The following is a 20,144-nucleotide window of genomic DNA, read 5'->3' on the forward strand; positions in this document are numbered from 1 at the left end:
ACAAAAGAAGCGCCAGCCGGGCTAAAATCCCAACCAACACACCTCTCAAGGCACCGGAAAATTTTAAGCAGATCAGGCTTTTCTGGTCAAGCTTCAGAGCCTGTGACCCTGGTCGCCCGACCTTTATCGCTTTCAGTGGTGTTCCACCACGGATCAGCTACCTTTTCCGGTCGATGCCGCCCTCAGAACCGAAGTTCATCGTGGCAGCGAGGAGGATGTTAACCATCAAGGAGGGCCATCCGTCCACTCCAATCGTCGTGATGTGCAGCACGAGGCGCACGGTTGTCGACGACAGTCTCCGCGAGTCACGCACGTACGCCCGCAACGGCGCGGTGAACAGCCCCGCTTTGGGCCGCCATCTCGGGTCTATCCAACGCCACAATGGGTCGCAGACCATGAAGGACTTTAGGACGCCTCGACTCAGGTCAGGCCTCCACCCTCCCCGGCGTCGGCGAGCAGCGCCTCCGCGGCGACCGCGATGCGAGCCAGCTCCTCGTATCCGGCACCGTCTCTGGCCTGAACCGACATGCCCTGGATCAATGCCGCGATCGTGCGGGAGAGTCCGGCGATATCGGCCGTCTCGGGCAGCTCGCCCTGCTCGACTGCGTCCGCAATGCGCCGGCGCAGGCCATCAAGGGCGTGATCGCGTTCCGCCCGGCAGATCGCCGTAGCGGCCTCGGCGCCCTGTCCGGCCGCGAGCTGGCCGGTTGAGACGAAGCAGCCCAGACCGGGCTCGGTGGTGAACTCGCGGGCCGCGCGATCGAGGTATTCGACGACCGCCTCGATCAACGGGGCACCCGGACGGATGCCGAAGCCGTACTCGTCCTGGTACAGCCGCACCGCCCGATCGAAGAGGCGCTCCTTGGACTCGAACGCCCGGTAGAGCTGCGGCGCGGTCAGCCCCGTCGCCTCCTGCAGCACGATCATGCTCGCGCCCTCGTAGCCGCGCTCCCAGAAGACCATCAGGGCGCGATGCAGCGCCTCATCGGGGTCGAATGTCCGGGGTCGCCCCGCTCTGCGCATTGCTTCCATAGTGACCGCTACGATATCGTGCGATCAATTACGTATCGATCGCTACGGAGGACTCATGACCCGCTCCACGGCTCTTATCACCGGCGCATCCCGAGGCATCGGCGCCGCCACTGCAGTGGCCCTCGGCCGGGATGGCATCTCGCTCGTCGGCCTTCACTACGGCCACGACCGGGCCGCCGCGGAGGCGACGGCCAAACGCATTCGGGCACTTGGCGCGGCAGTAGTGCTGATCCAGGCCGATCTCACCGAGGGCGAGGCCGCCTCCGCCAAGATCGCGCAGGAGTGGACGCACGCGGTGAGCGAGCATGGCTTCGCCGGCACCGACGTGCTCGTGAGCAACGCGGGGATCAACAGGGCGCAGACGCTGACCGAGCTCGACCCCGACACATACGCCCGAGTGCAGGCGATCAACCTCACCGCACCGCTCTTCCTGCTCCACCACCTCGCGAGCTCCCTGAATGACAACGGACGCGTGATCGCCGTATCCACCGGCTACACCCGCATTGCGGCGCCGACCCACCTCGCCTACACCGCCTCCAAAGCGGGGCTGGAAGGAGCTCTGCGCGCCGTCTCGCCAGAGCTCGCAAGGCGGGGAATCACCGTCAACTCGGTTGCGCCGGGCATCATCGACACCGACCTCAACGCCGACTGGATCAACGCGCCGGGCGCCCGAGCGGGCGCAGCCGAGGTGTCCGCATTCGGCAGGATCGGCACCCCGGAGGACGTCGCCGACATCATCAGCTATCTCGCGAGCGATGCCGCCCGGTGGATCACCGGGCAGACGATCGACGCCACGGGTGGGTCGAGACTTTGATCGGTCGGCGGGCAAGCATGATGAGCTGATTCGATTCGCGGAATCTCGGCGAGGGCGTGGGGCGTTGGTGGGTGCGGGGCGGCGTTTATTCTCTACGTCTGGGGCGGTTTCGAGGCAGTGTCGAGATCGGTCCGGTTCCGCGTCGAGATCGGTCCATCTCCGGCTCGAGATCGGTCCGGTTCCAGCTTGGGGGCGTGGTTGTCTTGGGTGTTGCACATGGGAGCCCGGGGCCCTTGCGGGGCGGGGGCTGGTTTTTATTGGAATCACGGTCTTTTCCGATGAGCGTTGTGTACGGCGGTTGAGTTCCCATGTGCAATGAGGGGGGCAACGCACATGGGAGCGAGGACGTGGTCGCTACTGACATTACTTTTCCGCATGATTCCGCTGTTTTTGCTGACGCGAGGCGCGCGCGAGTGTGCAACACCCACCACCCCGGCCCACGAGGGCATCAGTGGAGCCGGCTCGCGGCGGTTCGGCCCGACTCATACGGCCCCCAGCCCCGAAACATTGCACCCCGCACCGGAGTACGACCGATCTCGACGCGGATTGCTACCGATCTCGAGCCGGAACCGGACCGATCTCGACGCGGAATACGACCGATCTCGGCACGGGTTGCGACCGATCTCGAGCCGAGCCCGCCAACACACCCCCATAAAGTCGAGGGAGCGCCCATCAGACAATCTCGCGGGTGATCTCCTCGATGCCGTCGGCCAGCTCGCCGAGGAAACCGGCATCAGCGTCCAGGGGAAAGAAGTGTCCTCCGGGCAATACCTTCATCGCGAACCGTCCGCTGGTGAACCTGGACCACCGGGACAGCATGCCGGGGGTGACGGTGGGGTCCTGCTCCCCGGCGAACGCCAGTATCGGGCAGGAGAGGACGGTCGAGGCGTGCCGGAAGTCCTCGTGCAGCACGTAGTCGCGCTGAATCCCCGTGAGCAGGAGGTTCATGATGTCGTCGTCCGCGAGGATCTCCGGAGGCGTGCCGCCGACGGCCTCCAGCTCCTCGCGCAGAGCATCCAGACCCATCGACGACCGGTACTCCCCCTCGATCGTCTCACCGGGGGCCTGCCGGGCGGCGATCACCACCGCCTCGGGAGGAGTCCGGTGGATCTCCTGCAGGCAGGCGGCCGTCTGGTAGGCGAGGGCCGCACCCATCGAGTGGCCGTAGAGGGCGAAGGGCGCACCGGCCGCCAGCTGGAGAATCTCCCCGGCGAACTGCCGGCAGAGCTGGGAGAAGTCCGCTACCCAGCGCTCCCGCATTCGGGTAGCCTTGCCCGGCAGTTCCACCGGAATCGCATTGACCCGAGGGGCGGCGCCGACCCAGCCCCGGTAGGCGGAGGCATTGCCGCCCGCGTGGTGGAAGCAGAAGACGAGTAGCCCCCCGCCCCGTTCCGCCACGAACGGGAAGGCGCCCCTCCTCACCATGACCGTCATCTCGTGTCCTCTCGCTTGCAGGAGGCCGCCGGGGTTCCGCCGAGTCCGACCATCAGCTCGACCGCCGCATCGAGCCCCGGGTCGGCCGACAACAGTTGCGGCATGGTGCGCGCGGCCTGGTCGTACCCGCCGCTGACGAGGTCGGCGACCCCGGCTCCCAGGGCCCGCCTGGTGAGCTCACCGCGCTGGGCGTCGATGTAGGCGGGACCGGCACCGTTTCTGCGCACCGCCTGCGCATGGAACTGCTGGTCGCCGCCAAAGGCCACCGTCAGACACGGCAGCCCTGCGCGCAGGGCCGCGCCCGTCGTGCCGAGCGACCCGTGGCACAGCACCGCCCGGCACCGGGGCAGCACCACGGTGAACGGAACCCGGTCAACGGTGAGGAGCCCATCGCTTTCACCAGCCCCTTGATCGGGGTCCACAATGATCGCGCGCAAGCCCTGTTCGACCAGGACTTCCCGCGTCCACCTCCACAGATCCCGCAAGCGGTCGGAGGCGACGCTTCCGAAACTGACCAGCAGTGGCGCTTCGCCTCGCTGCAGGAAGTCCTCGACGTCCTCGCGGAGCGGGGGCGCCGGATCCGGGCTGAGCCACTCGCCGGTGACATGGACATGCGGACCCCAGGCAGGGTCCGGCGGGTTGAGGCCGGGGCTGAACTGATAAATGGTCTGCGGTGACCCGCGTAAGACCCCGCGTCCCAGACCGAGACGACGTCGCCAGGTCTTCATCACCGGCCCCATTGCCCAGGTCATCATGGCGTTGGACAGACGGTGTATGAGGACCGCACGCCGAGTTCCGTCGAGGTTGCGAGGATCCACCAAGCTGTATGACCGGCACGGTTCAGTCGGATAAACCTGCACGCGCACGCTCGGCACGCCCCGGGAGGCGCCCAGAAGGCGCGCGACCTCACCGAACTGGTTGTGCATGACGACGTCGACCCCGGCCATGGCGCCCTCCAGCGCCTCGAAGATAGCCGGGTCGCCCAGCATCTGCCGCACACCCCGCACGGCGTCCAGCATGCCCTCTGAGTCCCCCAGCAGGCGCTTCATCATCTCCTGGCAGTCGCCGGGAAGACTGACGTACTCGACCCCCTGGATCTGCCGACCCGCGATGGTCTCGGCGAACTCGTCGAAGCCGGCGATCACCGTCTCATGGCCACGGGCACCGAGCGCCCCGCCGAGGTGGACGAATGGCAGCAGGTCGCCCTGCGAGCCCATGACGACAGCCAGAACCCTCATGGTCGCCCGATCACCACTGCCCAGTCGGCCACTCCGGGGTATAAGGCTCATCCAGGAGACGGTCCTCTGGGCCGATCTCGCGGACGACTCGGCAGGGGTTGCCCGCGGCCAAGACCATCGGGGGAACGTCCTTGGTGACAACACTGCCGGCACCGATGACAGCTCCGTGACCGATGGTCACCCCGGCCAAGACCACGCAGTGTCCGCCGATCCACACGTCGTGCTCGACGGCGATGGCCCCGCCCGTGCAGAACATGTTCTTGCGCTCATCAGGATCCAGGGCGTGGTTTCCCGCGAAGAAGGAGGAGTTCGGCCCCACCATGACATTGTTGCCGAAGGAAACCGGCGACATGTCGAGGATAGTGGTGTTGCGGTTGAAGGTGACGTCGTCGCCCACGGTGATGTTGGTTCCGTACTGGACGTTCAGGGGCAGGAAGACCATCATCCGCTCGCCCATCGAGCCGAGCAGATCTTGCAGGGCCGCACGCTTCTCGTCGTACTGGGTGGGACGCAGCTGGTTCATGGCGTGGCACTTCTCCGCACCGGCCATCATGTCCTCGTACAGGGACAGGTCATCGATGACCCTGAAGGGCTGCCCGGTCCGGATCTTCTCTTCGATCTGCTCACGCGTATCCATGATCGCTCCTTGTCGATGGGGTCGGTGGGGTCAATGGGGTCGGCGGGATGCCGCCGGGGTGGGTCGCCCGACGGCATTCGCCGTTGGAGGGTCCGGGATCTGAAGGCCAATGACTGGGGGATCGACGAGCTCTCCGAGTGCCGAGGTGAAGGTCATCATCTTCGTCGCGGTCTCGCGCAACTCCGAAGCGGGATCGGAGGCGGCCACGATGCCGGCCCCCGCGAACATGGTCGCCCGGTCGGCGTGCAGCACTCCGGCGCGCAGCACCAGGGCCCACTCGCAGTCCCCATTCACATCCATCCAACCGATCAATCCCGCGAACAGGCCCCTGTCGAAGCCTTCGCAGCGGGCGATGAAGTCGCGCGCCGGAGTACTGGGCCAGCCGCACACGGCGGGCGTGGGATGCAGGTCGTACAGCAGTTCCAAAGGCGAGCGCCCCTCGCGCAGGACGCCCTCGATCGGGGTGCCCAGGTGCCACACGACAGGCGTGGCGACCAGCTGCGGACCCGACGGCATCTCGATGTCATCCACATGGCGGCCGAGCGCCTCCACGACGGCCCGGGAGACGTGTGCGTGCTCGGCGAGGTCCTTGCCGGAGGAGAGCAGGGCCCGGGCGGCCCGGATGTCGGAGGCGGGATCGGTCCCCCTGGCGATGGTCCCGGCGAGCGGGAGAGTCCATATGCGGGAATCACTGCAGGACAGGACGAGCTCGGGACTCGCCCCCAGCAGGATCCCCGGCTCGTCGAACAGGCCGCCCATTCCCCCGTCCAGGTCGAGACGGAACACGTAGGCGTCGGGGTTGCTCGCCCTCAGCCGCGCGAGCACATCCTCCGGCCGCCAGACCTCCGAGGCATGCGAGACCTCCACAGTCGCGCACCGACCCAGGACCACCTTGTCCATGGCCCCGGATCGGATGGCCGTGACGGCCTTCCGAACGATCCGGCGATAACCGTCGGGATCAGGGGACTGCCCGATGACGTCGAGCCGGCCGGTCGGGGCGACGACGGCTCCCGGGCTCGGAGCCTGCTCCACGACGACCCGCACCGGCCGGTACAGAACCCCGGGGCGGCGCGCGTCGAAGGGAATGGCCCCGACGACCATCGCCGGCGCCTCCTCGTGCCCCTCGATCGAGGCGCGCATGGCCTCGTCGGCGGCCCTGGCAACCTCCTGACCCGTCCAGGCGCGGGGGACGACGGCGGCGGCGACTCCGGTCGCAACCACACTCCGCTGCCCGGTCACGAATTCGAATCGCGGCTCAGACGCTATTGACACTCAGACACTCGCATTCAAGGGATTCAGGGTATTCAGGGCTATTAAGCAACCAGAGAAGGACTACCGGCGCGATCCAACGGTCTTGCGGGCCAGAATCACCAGGCTGAAGATGATCAGCCCCGCGAACCAGCCCACGAACAGGACGATATCCCCGGCGACCACCCGGTCGTTGATCAGCCCGTCCGACAGCTCGGTCACCGCGGTCAACGGGGACACATCGACGATGGGCCGCAGCACCTCCGCGTACATGTCGCGCGGCATCATCGCGGTGCTGAAGAACATGGCCGCCATGACCAGGGGCGCGAAGCTCACCGCGCCCTGGGGGGTGTCCACCACGAATCCGAGCATGACGCCCACGGCTCCAGCGGCCACGGACACCACGGCCAGTACCACGAGAGTTCCCACCAGACCGGTGGCCGTGCGGAAGTCGGCGCCGTAGACCAATCCGATGACGACAGCCGCGATCATCGAGACGAACGCGGTCACGGACTCGGCGAGGATTCGTCCGATCATGCCGGTGGACTGGTTGCCGGGGAGCGTCGCCAGCCTGTCGGGCAGACCGTCGTGGCGCTCCTGGACGATGTTCCCCGCCCCCATGAGAGCGGCCGTGAACGCCTGAGAGACCGCGACCATCACGCACACCGCGGTCATGTTCATCGGTGCGCCACTGAATTGCTCCACCATTCCGGAGAACATGACGTTGAGGATAACCAGCATCACGACCGGCATCACCAAGGTGGACAGGACCGAGGGCGGCGAGCGCAGCCACCGCCTCAGCAGACGCCCGGCATGCACCCCGACCGCGCGCGACCAACCGATGCGCAGGGCCTCCCGATTGCTCATGCTTGCCTCCTGAATGCTCCGGATACCCACCAGACGCCGAGTATCAGTCCGATCGCCAGCCAGGCCAGCGCCTCCCAGCCCTCATCACCCGGGGTGAGGCCGCTAAGAAGGGCACGGTTCGTATCAATCATCACCGAGAACGGCATGTGCCTGATAATCGGCTCCAGCCAGTCGGGCAGGGCGGCGATGGGGATGAATGCAGTGGACAGCATCAGCAGCGGCATCTCGACGCCCTGGATCAGACCGGCCGTCTGAACGGGATGATGAGATCTCAGTGCCAGCCCGCAGAAGGCGAGCACCAGGACCTGCCCCATCAGCAGCGCGGTGAGGCATGACAGCAGAAGACCACCGACGCTGTCGGGTTTCGCGCCGCAGATAAGACCGATGACCACGATCGCCCCCACCGACAGCAACGCGCGCAGCAGGTCGGTGATCATTCGTCCGCCCACGGCCACCATGGCCCGGATGGGCATGGCCCGCAGACGGGCGAGTAGTCCGCTCTCCATGTCCACGGCCAGCGCCATTGACGAGCCGCCGGCGGTGAACATCACCGCCTGGAACATCGAGGCCGCCGTCAGGAACAACGCGTAGTCGAATCCCGACGCGCTGGCCGCATGCCCGAACACGATCCAGAAGGCGAGCATCGACATCCCGGGAATCACCAGTGCGGACACCAGGGAGGCGCTGTTGCGGCGAAGACGGAGGTTGTTGCGCTGCACGGCCCCCGCAAGGGCACGCGCGCTCGACGGTCTCCTGTCGGTGACCCGCTGCGCGAAGACCGTCATGATCCGTTCTCCTCAGCCGACTCGACAGAGCCGGCGGAGTCGGCAGAGCCGGCATCGGATGCGAAGGCCGTACCGAGGAACACGTCATCCAGGGATGGCGGGGTCAGGGAGACCGAGACGACCTCAAGACCCGCGGAGGTGATCGCCCGGGTGGCCGAGACGAGGTCCTCTGTGCCGCCATGAGCGACGAATGAGACCTCCAGCGCGTCGACCGTGAAATCGTCATGCGGGTGGCCGAGCGCCCCGGGGAGAACGCTCTCGGCGACTCGCCGGGCCAGCGTCGCGTCGTCAAGCGCGATCCTGCAGATCGGCGCGCCGAACCGGCGTCGCAGCTCGGAGGGAGATCCCTGCGAGACCTTGCGGCCCTCGCGCAGGACGACGATGTCGTCGGACAGGCGCTCCGCCTCATCAAGGTACTGCGTCGTGAGCAGGATGGCAACGCCCTGGCCCCGCAGCTCCTCGACCATCTCCCACAACTCCCGGCGCGACAGCGGGTCGAGGCCCGTCGTGGGCTCATCGAGGAACAGCAGCTGCGGTTCGACGATCAGCGAGGCCGCGATGTCGAGCCGCCGCCTCATGCCCCCGGAGTACTTGGCCGCGCGCTGGTCGCCCGCATCCGCGAGCCGGAACCTGTCCAGCAGCTCATCCGCGCGCTCGGCGGCAGCGGCCCGCCCGAAGCCGTTGAGGCGCGCGAAGAAGACGAGGTTCTCCTTGCCGGTCAGCTCCCCGTCAACGGCGGCGAACTGACCGGTCAGGGAGATGTGCCGGCGCACTTGTCTGGGCTGGGACACGACATCCGCACCGCACACGGTGATCGTCCCCGAGGTGGGCTTCATCAGTGTGGAGGCGATATTCACCAACGTCGTCTTGCCGGCGCCATTGGCTCCCAGCAGCGAGACCACCTGAGCGGGGCGGACGTCGAAGCTGAGGCCCTTGAGCACTTCCTTGGCCTTGGTGCCTTTGCCGAAGGTCTTGCAGAGATCGCGCACGCGCAGCGCGACTTCATTCGATGAGGGGATTGCGTCGGGGTCGGACATGTACGTTCCTTCCAACATATGCGCAGGGGAGACAGGGTCAGGGAGGGGAGCTGGCAGCAGCCTCGTCATGCGGGCGCGTGCCAAGAACAGCAAATATCTTAGCTTAGACTTACCTGGGCAATTCAAGTGCTTCGGGCCCATCACCGGCGAGGAACTTCACCGCGCGGCGCAGCACGTCGCCGTCACAGGGCTCGGCGATCGCCGCCTCGCCCTCGTCGATGAGCAGCAGGAAGTCACAGCACTCGGCCAGCAGCTCGACGTCGTGGGTCACCACGAGAACGGTCCTGCCCTGCCGGGCGAGGTCCTCCAGCTGCAGGGCGACCTGCTTCATGTGGCGCAGGTCCAGACCGCTCGTGGGCTCGTCGAAGACGATCACCTCACGACCGCACACCAGCGCCGATGCGATGGCCACGCGTTGGCGCTCGCCCCCTGACAGGGACATCGGATGGCGCTCGCGCTTGTCCTCGAGGTTGAGCGCCGCCAGAACCTCGGTGATATGCGTCTGACGCTCACCACCGGCATCGGCCCCGATCGCCACGTCGGCGTCGACGCTCTCGCCGAACAGCTGATGGTTGACGTCCTGCATCACGAGGTAGGAGTGCCGCAGGCGCTGCTTGGGCCTGGACAGCTCGGCGCCCGCCAGGCGTAGGGCCCCCCTCGATCGCGGCTCCAGGCCCGTCAGCGAACGCACGAAGGTGGTCTTGCCCGCGCCGTTGCGCCCCACGACGCCGATCACCTGGGCCTCGGGCAGCACCAGGTGCTCGATGTCCATGGCGAGACGGGGCGCCTTCGGATACCGGAAGGCGAAGGAGTCCACGACCACCTCACCGACCACCTCACCGGCGCCGGTCGCGGGAGCGCCGACGGGCTCGGGAACCGGATGGGTGGACCGGAGCCCGAGTTCCTGCAGGTCGTGGTCGTTCAGGGAGCGGAACTGCTCACCGGTGAACTCCCGGCCGATGCGGCCGCGGTCCATGTAGACGACCCGATCGACCAGATCCGCGAGGTAGTACAGGCGATGCTCGGCGACCATCACCGTGTGCCCCTGCTGCTTCCACCGGGCCACGATCTCCCGCAACTCGCCGATGGCAGCCATATCAAGATTCGAGGAGGGCTCGTCCAGCAGGAGCACGTGAGGCTGCATGGCGGCCACGGCCGCACATGCCACCTTCTGCTTCTGCCCCCCGGACAACTCGACGAGTTGCCTGCGGACCAGATCCTCCATGCTGAACTCCCGGGCGACCTCGGCGATGCGCTGCTCGATCCGGGCCGGCTCCACCCCCAGGTTCTCGCATCCGAAGGCCAGCTCGCTGGTCACATCAAGGGTGAAGAACTGGGACTTGGGGTTCTGGAACACCGACCCGACGGTCTGAGCGATGTCGTGGGCCTCGGCGTTGATGATCGGCTGGGAGTCGAGCAGCACCTCACCCGAGATCCGGGCGTCGAAGAAATATCGCGCCACGCCGTTGAGGAGTCGCAGCAGGCTGGTCTTGCCGCAGCTCGACTCCCCGCACAGCAGGACCAGCTCACCGCGGTCCACCTGCAGGTTCATGTCGAGGAGCACCGGTTCGGCGGAATCCTGGCCGTAGGACATCGTCACGTTGCGCAACTCGATCATGCCACTGACGTCCTTCCCATGATCATGATGACCAGACACGCGCTCAGCAGTCCGATGAGCACGCCGTCCGCGGCCCGGAACCCGATGGTGCAGATGGTCGTCCTCCTGCGCCCGGACCCCAGCGCCCTGGTCACAGCGGACATGGACAGCTCGTTGCCGATGCTGACGACCGAGACCAGCAGGGGCACGAAACGGTACTCCAGCATCGCGACCGGATTGCGGAGACCCGAGATGCCGCGCATCCGCATCGCCGTCTTGATATCGCGGTACTCCTCCCCGATGGTCGGGAAGAAGCGGAAGATGATGGCCGCCGGGATCGTCAGCACATCGGGACAGCGCATGCGCTGCATCGCGGCGATGAACTCACTGGCAGAAGTGGTGCGCAGGGTGTACCAGCAACAGGTCGTGCCTGGCAGGATGAGCGAGAGTCCACCCAGCCAGGCCAGCAGGATGCCGAGAACTCCGTTATCCCAGTTGCCTGACTGCGTGAATCGCCACACCAGCTGCGGCACTCCGGCCATGATCGCGTAGCTCACCGCGTAGCGCAGCCCGGCGACCACCAGTCCCGAGGCCATGAACAAGATGCAGGGCAGAGCGATCAGGAACCAGCGCATTCCTGCGCCGACGCTCGTCCCGGTGCCCGACGGGGACAGGAGAATCCCGGAGACGACCAGCACGACCAGCACCTTGGTACGAGGGTCCAGCTGCAGTCCTGCGGTCCGTCTCCCCAAACCCGGCAGGGTCGGCGGCATCATCGGCGGCATCAGACGATGCCCGCACGGCGGAAGTGCTTGTTGAAGATCCGCTGCCCGAGCAGACCGCCGAGGATCCCGCACAGGAAGGTGCCGACGATGATGACCGCGAACAACCAGCTCATGTGCCCGATCTCCGTCAGACCCTGCAGGTAGTCGTCCCCGTACCTGCCCTTGACGTCGGAAGCCAGATAGCTCTCCGTCGCGAAGAACAGCGGGATGTAGGTGGCCGTCGAGGTCAGCGACATCAGGGCATAGGCGATCACGCTGCGCTTGGCGCTCGTGTAGCCGCCGGTGTACAGCACGAACTCCCCAATCAGGGCCATGATCACGCCGCTGACGAGGACGAAGGGGCCGAGCCCCAGGAGGATGCTCACCAGACCGGTCAGGATCTCGAACACGAGCAGCATGCCCGGTTTGCGGACCTTGGAGAAGAACAGCATCATCGGGATGCCCAGGATGATCGCTTGCAGCGGGGTGATCATCACGTAGGTGATGGGCGTGATGCCGATGAAGGCGATGATCACCCCGACCACCATGTTGATGACGAAGAAGATGCCGATCGTCATGAAGTCGACGATGGTCATCCGTCGGTTCGGCTGGGCGGTCGTCTGTTCCTGCGGTGTCTGACTCATGACTGCTCCTTACTCTTTCTTTCTCTTGTTCTCTCTTGTTCTCTTGCCGGGCTCAGGAAGCTGGTGATGGCGGGGACCGGCGGGGCGGATTCACGACGCAGCGCATTAGATCTCGCCCTCGTCGACGTCTTCTCCGACGCTGTCAGCGATGTGGTCGGACAGCCGGCGCACCGTCGGATAGCCGAAAACGTCGCGAATGCTGATCTGCACGGACATCTCCCGCCGGATCGAGTTGGCCAGGTGCACGGCCGTCAGCGAATCGCCTCCGATCCCGAAGAAGTCGTCATCGATGCTGATCTCCTCGACCTCCAGCATCGACCGCAGCATCCCGAGGATACGGGCATCGCGTTCGTTGCGGGGACCCTCGACGGCAACTGGGTTCTGCACCGCCGCGGTACGCAGGCGATCCCTGTCGATCTTCCCGTTCCAGGTGCGCGGCAGGTCGTCGAGGACGACGGTCGTGCGCGGCTGCATGTACTGCGGCAGCGCACTGCCGAGATGCTCGGCCAGCCCCTCGGGGGTGAACCCGTCATTCGCCACCACGTGGAGCACGATGCCCTTGTCGATAGTGGCCGCGCAGTCCCGCACCGTCGGCAGCCTGCGGGCGACCGATTCGATCTCGCCGAGCTCTATGCGGTAGCCATTGACCTTGACCTGGCCATCGTTGCGTCCCAGGAAGATGATGTTGCCGTCACGGCCGTACATGGCCCGGTCGCCGGTGCGGTACAGCCGCTCCCCGGTGCGAGGATGCGTGATGAACGAGTGAGCCGTCTTGGCCGGGTCGTTCCAGTAGCCCGTCGCCAGGCCACGACCGGCGATGTGAAGATCTCCGGGCACCAGGTCAGGACGGTCATCCAGACTGGAGTCGAGGACGTACATCCGTTGGTTGGTCAGGGGCCTGCCGTAGGGAACACTGGCGCTGCGGGCATCATCCGCGGAGATCTCGTACCAGTTCGACCAGATCGATGCCTCGGTGGCGCCACCGGACCCGTACACGGCACAGTTGCTGAAGCACTTCTCCGCGCGCACCGCGACGTCCACGGGGATCCAATCCCCGCTGAGCAGCACCGCCCTGATGCTGCGGTCGACCGGCCCCCGAGCGGACAGGTTCTCTATGTGCTCTATGTGCTCTATGTGCTCTATGTGCTCGAGATACATTGAGAAGAACGCGGGGACCGAGTTCCACAGGGTGACCCGATGGGTCTGCACCATCTCCCACCAGTGCTCCGGGTCGTGCCGCCCCTGCCCGGAGGGCAGCACGAGAGCGGCCCCGCGGGCGAACATGCCGAACATGTCGTAGACCGACAGGTCGAAGTTCAACTGCGACAGGGCCAGCACCCTGTCCGTGGGCTGCACGTCCAGGCGCTCGTTGACGTCCAGGATCGTATTGACCGCCGCCCCATGGGTGATGGCCACGCCCTTCGGGGCACCGGTGGTGCCCGAGGTGTAGATGACGTAGGCCAGGGCGTCCGGACCGGGAGCTGCGGCCACAGGACCTGCCGGGACCGACGGGTCCTCCGGGTCGCGGTCGGCCTCAGAGGCTGGGGAGCCGGCCGGATCCGCTGTGACGACAACGGTGGCTGCACTGGCAGCACTGGCAGCAGTGATAACGGTGCACTCCCGCTCCACCTCGCGGGGCGCCTCGCCGTCGTCATCGACCAGCACCACGCGGGCGCCCGCATCGCGGATGATCCCGAGGTTGCGGGCCGGCGGGTGGTCGATGCTCAGCGGCAGGTAGGCGCACCCGGCCTTCAGGACACCGATGACCGCACTGATCTGGCGGGCGGACTTGCCCATGAGGATGCCGACCAGGCCCCCCGGCCCGGGGTCGGCGGCGAGCACCAGCTCCGCCCAGCGGTCGGACTCCTCATCCAGCTCCGAGTAGGTCAGGCTCCTGGTGGCATCGACGACCGCCACCCGATCGGGGTGGGCGCGCGCCCCCGCCAGATAGAGGTCGAGCAGTGTCCGCTCCCCATCGGGCAGGACCCGGTCGGTGTCGTTCAACTCGGTGATAGCGGCCTCGTTGAAGGAGGACGCGACCGTCGTGGTCGTCGCCCGCCACAGGTCCGGGGCGCCCGCCAGGTCCTCGATCGCCGCGACCAGGGCGCGGAACATCTCATCAACCATCCCGGAGGGGAAGATCGCCTCCACGGCATCCATGTTCAGCATCAGCCCGCCATGGTGCTCATAGACCTGGAGATCCATCCAGACCTGCGGGGTCTGCGACAGGCCGTAGTCGATGACGCCCAGGTAGGGGCTGTCGTCATCGGTGTGCTCGACGACGCCCAGGCCGCAGGTGAACACCACGGGCATGGTCACCTGCGCCCTGCGCTGCTTGTTGAGCATCCTCTCCACGGCCACGCCCGAGACGCTCGCGTGGGAGAGGTTGCTGAACATCCGCCGCTGTAGTGCCTTGGCCCGGTCCCGGAACGTCACGGCGCACCGGGTGTCCGCGCTGAGAATCGACAGACTGGTGAAGTCGCCGACGATGGCGTCGACCTCGGGCGCGAAACGGGTCCTGTCGAACTGAGTCAGGTTGATGCTCAGCCCCGGCTCCTCGCTGTAGCGCGCCAGCACCTCGGCATACACCTCGGCGAGGAACACCGCGTCGGTCAGCCCCTCGTCCCGGATGCGTCGCTTGGCCGCCCGCCACAGCTCCGCGGACACGAGGGCCTCGTGCCTGACGAACTCGGAGGAGCCCGCCGGGTCGAGCCCGGAGACCGGCAGCTGGGGCGCGGGATGGATCGACTCCAGGGAGGACTCCCAGTAGGCGAGATCCCTCGCATGGGTCTCGCTGCGCGCCAACTCGGCGCTCGCCTCGACGTAGTCCTTGAAGGAGTACGGCAAGTACGGCAGTGCGTCGGTCAGGGATGTCGGGGAGGCCGGGGAGTCGGCCCCGTGCTCGTAGACCCGCTTCCACTCCCGGAAGAGACGGAACATGCTCCAGCCGTCGATGAACAGATTGTCGAAGCTCAGGAGCAGGCGCCCACCATCCGCGCGATCGACGTACCGGATGTCGAAACAGGGCCACTGCGTCGGGTCGAACCGCTGGTGGGACATCTCGTCACGAGCCGCCGCCACCCGCTGGTCGCCGTCAGGCGCGGCGCACCGCAGGCATGCGATCTCGTAGTGCGGCACCTGCGGGAGGAACCGCTGAGTGAGACCGTCCTCGCACACGACCGCGCGCAGCATCGGATGACGCTCGACCAGCGCGTTGAAGGAGCTCTCGAGCCGACTGGAATCAAGCACGGGGGTGTCCATCTCGAAGTAGCAGTGGCTCGACACATCGCCCAGTTCGACAGCCCCCGAACTGCCGATCAGATAGGACTGCTGGACCTCGGTGAGAGGGAAGGGCGCGAACTGGTCCTCGCCGTGCACGATCGGGGGCAGACCGGCCTCTACTCCCGCCCGGGATGCCGCCCCCTCGATCTGCGCGATCTCCTCGAGCTCCTCGATCCTGGCCGCCATATCGCGCAGCACGGGCGAGTCGAAAATGCTCTCCAGAGAGAACTCCACCTGGAAGCGCTCCTCGATGGCCCGCCGCAGCCTCGTAGCCATGAGGGAGTCGCCGCCCAGCCGGAAGTAATCGGAGTCGGCGCTCGCGCTCGTCTCCAGCAGTTCGTCCCAGATCTCGGCAAGCCGCCGTTCGGTGGCAGACAGGGCGGTGACGGCGGAGATGGGAGCCGCCGGGGAGCCGTCGTCGTCGGCCTCCTCGGGGATCAAGCCCGCCAGTGCCTCGCGGTCGACCTTCCCGTTCCCGGTGAGCGGGAAATGTGAGATCTCCATAATCCGCTTCGGGATCATGTACTCGGGCAGCCTGGCGGACAGCAGTCCGGCGGCCCGGTCGTACTCGGCCGCGGGCAGCGGCTCGGGCTCGTCGCCGCCCGCCCTCGCGGCCACGACGAGCACCATGGAATCCGTGACCTCAACGCGCTCCAGCGGGTTCCAGCCGTTGCGCCGCAGGGCGTCACTCCACTGGGGCGCGTTGAGCAGCATCTCCCCGGTGCCCGCGCGAAGGTCGCGGTGCTCCCCCGCGATGAACGCGGCGCTGATATCGGCCAGCGGCGAGGCGGAAGTCGTCTCCACCAGGACCATGAGGCCTCGGGGCTTGACCAGGCCCCGAACCTCCCGCAGCATCGCATCGACGTCGGCGCATTGGTGGAGGGTCTGGTTGCAGACCACCAGATCCGCTCTCTCGAGGAGGCGGGGAGTCGGCCCCTGGTCCCCGGACGCGCGCAGCTGAAGCTGTTCGAACAGGCCGGGAGCCCTCTGCGCGGCCAGATCCAGATGATGACGGGACTGGTCGGCGAGCACGTAGGAGCTCGGGGCGGCGACACGCAGGTAGTCGGCGGACTCCTCGGGGCGCCGGGCCCCGACCTCGAGAATCCGCACCGTCCCGTTGTGGGCCCGGCTCAGGCCGCCCACCACCTCGCGCAGCGCATCGTGGGTGAGGCGACCGAGCGGACGGGAGGCCAGGAACTCCTCCACCGGCACGAAGTCCGGGGCCTGGACGAACTCGGCGATCGTGGGGGCATCGGTCGCCCCCACGAAAGCGCGCTCGAAGGGGGCCACGAACCGGTCCAGCTGCTCGATCTGATCCATGTCGGCCGGGCCGGTCGTGTCGTTCAGGCCGGCCCTGCCGGGGAACTGCTCAGCACCGCCCTGCTCGCCGGCGAGCCGCCCCCGCCACGTGCGCCGCAGGGCGGACAGGTGCTCCCGGTCATTCGCCGCGGAAAGCTCGGAAAGCTCGGAGAGCTCGGCCTCCCAGCGCCGCATGGTCTGCAGGGCGTAGGAGCGCTGCAGGGCCTCGTCCTGGTCCACGGCGGCACGCAGCCGCTCGTCGGCCAGGACCGGTTGGATGCTCGAGGCCAGGTCGAAGCCCGACCACTGAGAGTCCTCATCACCCAGGCCATCCGAGGCGGTGATCGGGCTGATCGCGGTGATCGGGGCGAACTGCGCGAAGGCCACCAGGGATGTCGAGGCCCGCCCCTGCGAGGCGACGCACACCGTGCGCTCGACCGGCAGAAGAGCATCGCAGGCCGCCTCGATCTCGCCGAGCTCAATGCGGTGCCCGCGCAGTTTCACCTGGTTGTCGGTCCTGCCCAGGAACTCGATGGTCCCGTCGTGCCAGAACCGACCCATGTCGCCGGTCCGGTACCAGCGGCCGCCCTCCGAGGACACGAACTTCCGCCCGCTGAGCCCGGGATCATCGACATAGCACGTCGCCACGCCCAGGCCACCGATCCACAGCTCGCCCGCCACGTAGTCCGGGCAGTCCCGTCCGTCAGGGCCCACCACCCGGTAAGCCTGCCGCGCCAACGGGCGCCCGTACGGGATGGAGGCCCAGACGGCGGGCACCTCCTGCGGTACCTCGAGGGCATTCGACCAGATGGCGGCCTCGGTGGCCCCACCCATCGCCAGGATGCGGCCCTGGGGCATCACGGCCCGCATCCGCGCGGGAAGGCCGACATCGATCCAGTCGCCGGACAGCAGGACGTGGCGCAGACTCGCCAGCCGTGCGGAGTCCCCTACGGCGCCGGCCAGCAGCATCTCGAACAGGGTCGGCACGGAGTTCCAGACGGTGATCCCCTCGGAGGCGACCAGCTCGAGCCAGGCCTCGGCGTCACGGCGGCTCTCATCCGGGATCGTCACCAGCTCGGCCCCCGCAGTCAGCATGCCGAAGGCGTCGTAAACCGACAGATCGAAGTCGAAGGAGGACACGCCCAGTGCCTTGTCTTGGCAGCCGATGCCGAGTCGGCGGTTCACCTCGGCCACGGTGTTCCACGCGGCGCCGTGAGACACTTCGACGCCCTTCGGGGTACCGGTGGTTCCCGAGGTGTAGATGACGTAGGCGGGGTCCTCGGGCCCCAGCCGGGGCAGCTCCGCCGTCGCCGTCATCGCCGTTGCGGTTGCCGCCGCCCCGTCCGCGCCGGCGCACGCACGGTCGATATCGACGACCCGCACGGGGGCGCCGGCCCAAGCACCGGAGTCATCATCGGTGAGCAGATGCCCGATCCGGGGAGAGGCCAGGATGGCGGCGATCCGTTCGGAGGGCTGCTGCCGAGAGATCGGGACATACGCCGCTCCGGCCATCATGACGCCCAGCGCCCCGATGATCTGCCGGGGCCCCCTCGAGACCATGACCGCTGCCAGCTCTCCCCTGCCGATACCCGCCGCTACCAGGCCGGCGGCCACGGCACGGACACGGGCGACCAGCTCCCGGTAGGTGGTGACCCGTCCATCAGCGGTTCGCAGGGCGGGACGATCCGCATACCGCTCGGCAGCGGCCAGCACCTGGGCCACGAGTGTCGTGTCGGGCAACCGCCAGGTCGCCGCCTCGGCCCGGTCCCGACGACGCGCGATCACCCCGGGACTGTCGACCGGGCAGAGGATGGCGAGGTCGTGGGTGACGGCCGCAGTGATCTCGGCGACCAGCGCGCCGAAAAAGTCGTCGAGCAGCCCCTCGGGGAACAGCTGCTCGAGCGCGTCGCATATGATCATGAAACCGTCGACGGTGCTGAATACCTGCAGGTCGATCCATACCTGCGGGGTCTGGGAGATCATGTAGCCGATCTGCCCGAAGGCGTCGATGAACTCCTCGTCGACCAGGGGACTGCCCAGGTTGCAGGAGAACACCACCGGAGCCAGCACCTGCTCCTCGCGCCGGGTGCGCAGGTCGCGCAGGACGCGCACGGCCGAGTACCGCGAATGGGCGACATCCTCGTAGAAGGAGTCCTGTATTGCGCGCAGGTCCTCGATGAAGGTGCGCGGCCGCGTCTGGTCGATGCTGGTCAGAGTCAGCGTGGTGAAATCCGCGACGACGTTCTCAATCGCCGGATCCGGATCCCGATTGAACAGCGGGACGGCCATGAGGAACCTCTTGTCCTCGCTCCACTGCCCGACTGTGCGGGCGTAGGCCGTCAGCAGCACCATAGAGGGCGTAGTGCCGTGGGTCTCGCAGACCTGCCGCAGCGCCTCCCACGTCCGCATGTCGAAGGTGTGGGCCCGGCGCACGAAGCGGGGGTCGCCGCCCGCGTCGGCCCCTCTGCGCAACGGGAGCCGAGGACCGGCGGGCAGGTCCTCCAGGCGGTCGCGCCAGTACGTCCGGTCCTGCTCGATGGCAGCCGCGTTCTCCCGGGCTTTTCCCGCCAAGTACCGGGCGAAGCTCCACGACGGGTCGACATCGGGGGCCTCGCCGGTCGCGTAGTGGTGGGCGAGATCGCGAAGAATGATCTGGAAGCTCTGCACGTCGCACACGAGCAGGTCGATGTCGAAGTGGATGATCGCCCGGTCCGCGGAGAGCAGGCTGACCTGCAGGCAGGCCACCTGGCCCTCGTCGATGGCCAGAAGGCGGTGCGACAGGTGCTCCCTGATCCCGGCCAGGCTCTCCTGGAGGGAGTGGTCGTCCAGGCCGGTCAGATCGTGCACCTCGACGCTGGCGTTGACCGGCTCGGGAAGCACGTACTGCTTGCCGTCGCCGGTGTAGCAGGACCGCAGCATCGGATGGGCGCGCAGGATCGTCGTCCAACTGTCCTGCAGCCGGGCGACGTCCAGCCTGCCGGCCTCGACCTCGACGTAGCCGTGGGTGCCGACCCCGCCGAACTGCAGGGACTGCCCGCGGCCGACCCAGTAGGCGTACTGGACGTCGGTCAGGTCGAAGGGCTCGTGGTCACCCGCGGGCAGGTCGGCCTCCCCAGCCTCCCCGACCTCGGCCTCTCCAGCCTCGGCCATCGGAGCTTTCGCGGCGCTCGCGGAGCCGGCATCTGAGCCGCCGTCGTCGTGAGGTGCTTCCGCCGCATCCGCCGCATCCGGAGCAGCCTCGGCGAGCATCGTCGCCCACTCCTGGACCGTCGGACGCCGCATGAACGAGCCGAAGGACACGCGGTAGCCCTGCTTGATCCAGCCGGCGAGCAGCCGCATGGTCGGCAGCGATTCGAGGCCGAGGGCGAGCAGGTTGTCGTCCTCGGCGATCTCGGTCCGCCCGCCGACGATCTCCTTGAGAGCGCCCAGCAGTTCGTCACGGATCTCTTCCTTGGTGAGCACGTCC

General features: G+C 67.3%; 13 protein-coding genes. 1 reads left to right on the plus strand and 12 read right to left on the minus strand.

All coding sequences use genetic code 11. From position 1 onward, the window contains the following. Nucleotides 1–420: 420 nt before the first annotated feature. Nucleotides 421–1,023: a TetR/AcrR family transcriptional regulator gene (locus tag W5W_RS0100050; RefSeq protein ID WP_017193828.1), complete on the minus strand. Its 603-nt coding sequence runs from the start codon at nucleotides 1,021–1,023 to the stop codon at nucleotides 421–423. Nucleotides 1,024–1,087: 64 nt separating this feature from the next. Between W5W_RS0100050 and W5W_RS0100055 the strand changes: the two genes are divergently transcribed. Next, the gene (locus W5W_RS0100055) at nucleotides 1,088–1,846 is read left to right on the plus strand and encodes an SDR family NAD(P)-dependent oxidoreductase (protein ID WP_017193829.1); all 759 of its coding nucleotides are present in this window, start codon (nucleotides 1,088–1,090) and stop codon (nucleotides 1,844–1,846) included. 672 nt (nucleotides 1,847–2,518) lie between these two features. On the opposite strand, the gene W5W_RS0100060 is transcribed toward W5W_RS0100055, so the two are convergent. The 11 genes from W5W_RS0100060 to W5W_RS0100110 form a co-directional block, all read right to left on the minus strand. Then, the gene (locus tag W5W_RS0100060; protein WP_008731907.1) at nucleotides 2,519–3,280 is read right to left on the minus strand and encodes a thioesterase II family protein; all 762 of its coding nucleotides are present in this window, start codon (nucleotides 3,278–3,280) and stop codon (nucleotides 2,519–2,521) included. Beyond that, nucleotides 3,277–4,518, minus strand: coding sequence for a glycosyltransferase (locus W5W_RS0100065; protein WP_008731913.1), 1,242 nt, complete (start codon nucleotides 4,516–4,518; stop codon nucleotides 3,277–3,279). Before W5W_RS0100065 ends, W5W_RS0100060 begins: the two co-directional genes overlap by 4 nt. Before the next feature lie 10 nt (nucleotides 4,519–4,528). Beyond that, nucleotides 4,529–5,155 (minus strand): sugar O-acetyltransferase, encoded by a 627-nt coding sequence (locus W5W_RS0100070; protein WP_017193830.1) that lies wholly within the window; start codon nucleotides 5,153–5,155, stop codon nucleotides 4,529–4,531. A 30-nt stretch (nucleotides 5,156–5,185) separates the two neighbouring features. After that, nucleotides 5,186–6,376 (minus strand): isochorismate synthase, encoded by a 1,191-nt coding sequence (locus W5W_RS0100075; protein ID WP_017193831.1) that lies wholly within the window; start codon nucleotides 6,374–6,376, stop codon nucleotides 5,186–5,188. 111 nt (nucleotides 6,377–6,487) lie between these two features. Further along, a complete protein-coding gene (locus W5W_RS0100080) occupies nucleotides 6,488–7,270 on the minus strand; it encodes an ABC transporter permease (protein WP_017193832.1) in 783 nt (260 codons plus the stop codon). Beyond that, entirely contained in the window at nucleotides 7,267–8,055 is a 789-nt protein-coding gene (locus W5W_RS0100085; protein ID WP_017193833.1) for an ABC transporter permease, read from the minus strand. Before W5W_RS0100085 ends, W5W_RS0100080 begins: the two co-directional genes overlap by 4 nt. Continuing rightward, nucleotides 8,052–9,092 carry an ATP-binding cassette domain-containing protein gene (locus W5W_RS0100090; protein WP_017193834.1) on the minus strand — a complete coding sequence of 347 codons (1,041 nt, stop codon included), beginning with the start codon at nucleotides 9,090–9,092 and terminating at the stop codon, nucleotides 8,052–8,054. Before W5W_RS0100090 ends, W5W_RS0100085 begins: the two co-directional genes overlap by 4 nt. 109 nt (nucleotides 9,093–9,201) lie before the next feature. Further along, nucleotides 9,202–10,710 carry an ABC transporter ATP-binding protein gene (locus W5W_RS0100095; RefSeq protein ID WP_017193835.1) on the minus strand — a complete coding sequence of 503 codons (1,509 nt, stop codon included), beginning with the start codon at nucleotides 10,708–10,710 and terminating at the stop codon, nucleotides 9,202–9,204. After that, on the minus strand, nucleotides 10,707–11,465 hold the full coding sequence (locus W5W_RS0100100) for an energy-coupling factor transporter transmembrane component T (protein ID WP_017193836.1): 759 nt from the start codon (nucleotides 11,463–11,465) through the stop codon (nucleotides 10,707–10,709). Before W5W_RS0100100 ends, W5W_RS0100095 begins: the two co-directional genes overlap by 4 nt. A gap of 8 nt (nucleotides 11,466–11,473) precedes the next feature. Continuing rightward, nucleotides 11,474–12,097 (minus strand): MptD family putative ECF transporter S component, encoded by a 624-nt coding sequence (locus W5W_RS0100105; protein WP_017193837.1) that lies wholly within the window; start codon nucleotides 12,095–12,097, stop codon nucleotides 11,474–11,476. 105 nt (nucleotides 12,098–12,202) lie between these two features. Then, nucleotides 12,203–20,140 (minus strand): non-ribosomal peptide synthetase, encoded by a 7,938-nt coding sequence (locus W5W_RS0100110; protein WP_017193838.1) that lies wholly within the window; start codon nucleotides 20,138–20,140, stop codon nucleotides 12,203–12,205. Nucleotides 20,141–20,144: the final 4 nt, after the last annotated feature.

This window comes from Actinomyces massiliensis 4401292 (assembly GCF_000269805.1).
In the GTDB taxonomy this organism is placed as follows: Bacteria; Actinomycetota; Actinomycetes; order Actinomycetales; family Actinomycetaceae; genus Actinomyces; species Actinomyces massiliensis.

Excerpts from the sequence above, each read along its gene's own strand:
- W5W_RS0100100 (WP_017193836.1), bottom strand. The coding sequence starts at position 11,465 with ATGATGCCGCCGACCCTGCCGGGTTTGGGGAGACGGACCGCAGGACTG.
- W5W_RS0100105 (WP_017193837.1), bottom strand. The coding sequence starts at position 12,097 with ATGAGTCAGACACCGCAGGAACAGACGACCGCCCAGCCGAACCGACGG.
- W5W_RS0100060 (WP_008731907.1), bottom strand. The coding sequence starts at position 3,280 with ATGACGGTCATGGTGAGGAGGGGCGCCTTCCCGTTCGTGGCGGAACGG.
- W5W_RS0100055 (WP_017193829.1), top strand. The coding sequence starts at position 1,088 with ATGACCCGCTCCACGGCTCTTATCACCGGCGCATCCCGAGGCATCGGC.
- W5W_RS0100085 (WP_017193833.1), bottom strand. The coding sequence starts at position 8,055 with ATGACGGTCTTCGCGCAGCGGGTCACCGACAGGAGACCGTCGAGCGCG.
- W5W_RS0100065 (WP_008731913.1), bottom strand. The coding sequence starts at position 4,518 with ATGAGGGTTCTGGCTGTCGTCATGGGCTCGCAGGGCGACCTGCTGCCA.
- W5W_RS0100095 (WP_017193835.1), bottom strand. The coding sequence starts at position 10,710 with ATGATCGAGTTGCGCAACGTGACGATGTCCTACGGCCAGGATTCCGCC.
- W5W_RS0100050 (WP_017193828.1), bottom strand. The coding sequence starts at position 1,023 with ATGCGCAGAGCGGGGCGACCCCGGACATTCGACCCCGATGAGGCGCTG.
- W5W_RS0100090 (WP_017193834.1), bottom strand. The coding sequence starts at position 9,092 with ATGTCCGACCCCGACGCAATCCCCTCATCGAATGAAGTCGCGCTGCGC.
- W5W_RS0100080 (WP_017193832.1), bottom strand. The coding sequence starts at position 7,270 with ATGAGCAATCGGGAGGCCCTGCGCATCGGTTGGTCGCGCGCGGTCGGG.
- W5W_RS0100070 (WP_017193830.1), bottom strand. The coding sequence starts at position 5,155 with ATGGATACGCGTGAGCAGATCGAAGAGAAGATCCGGACCGGGCAGCCC.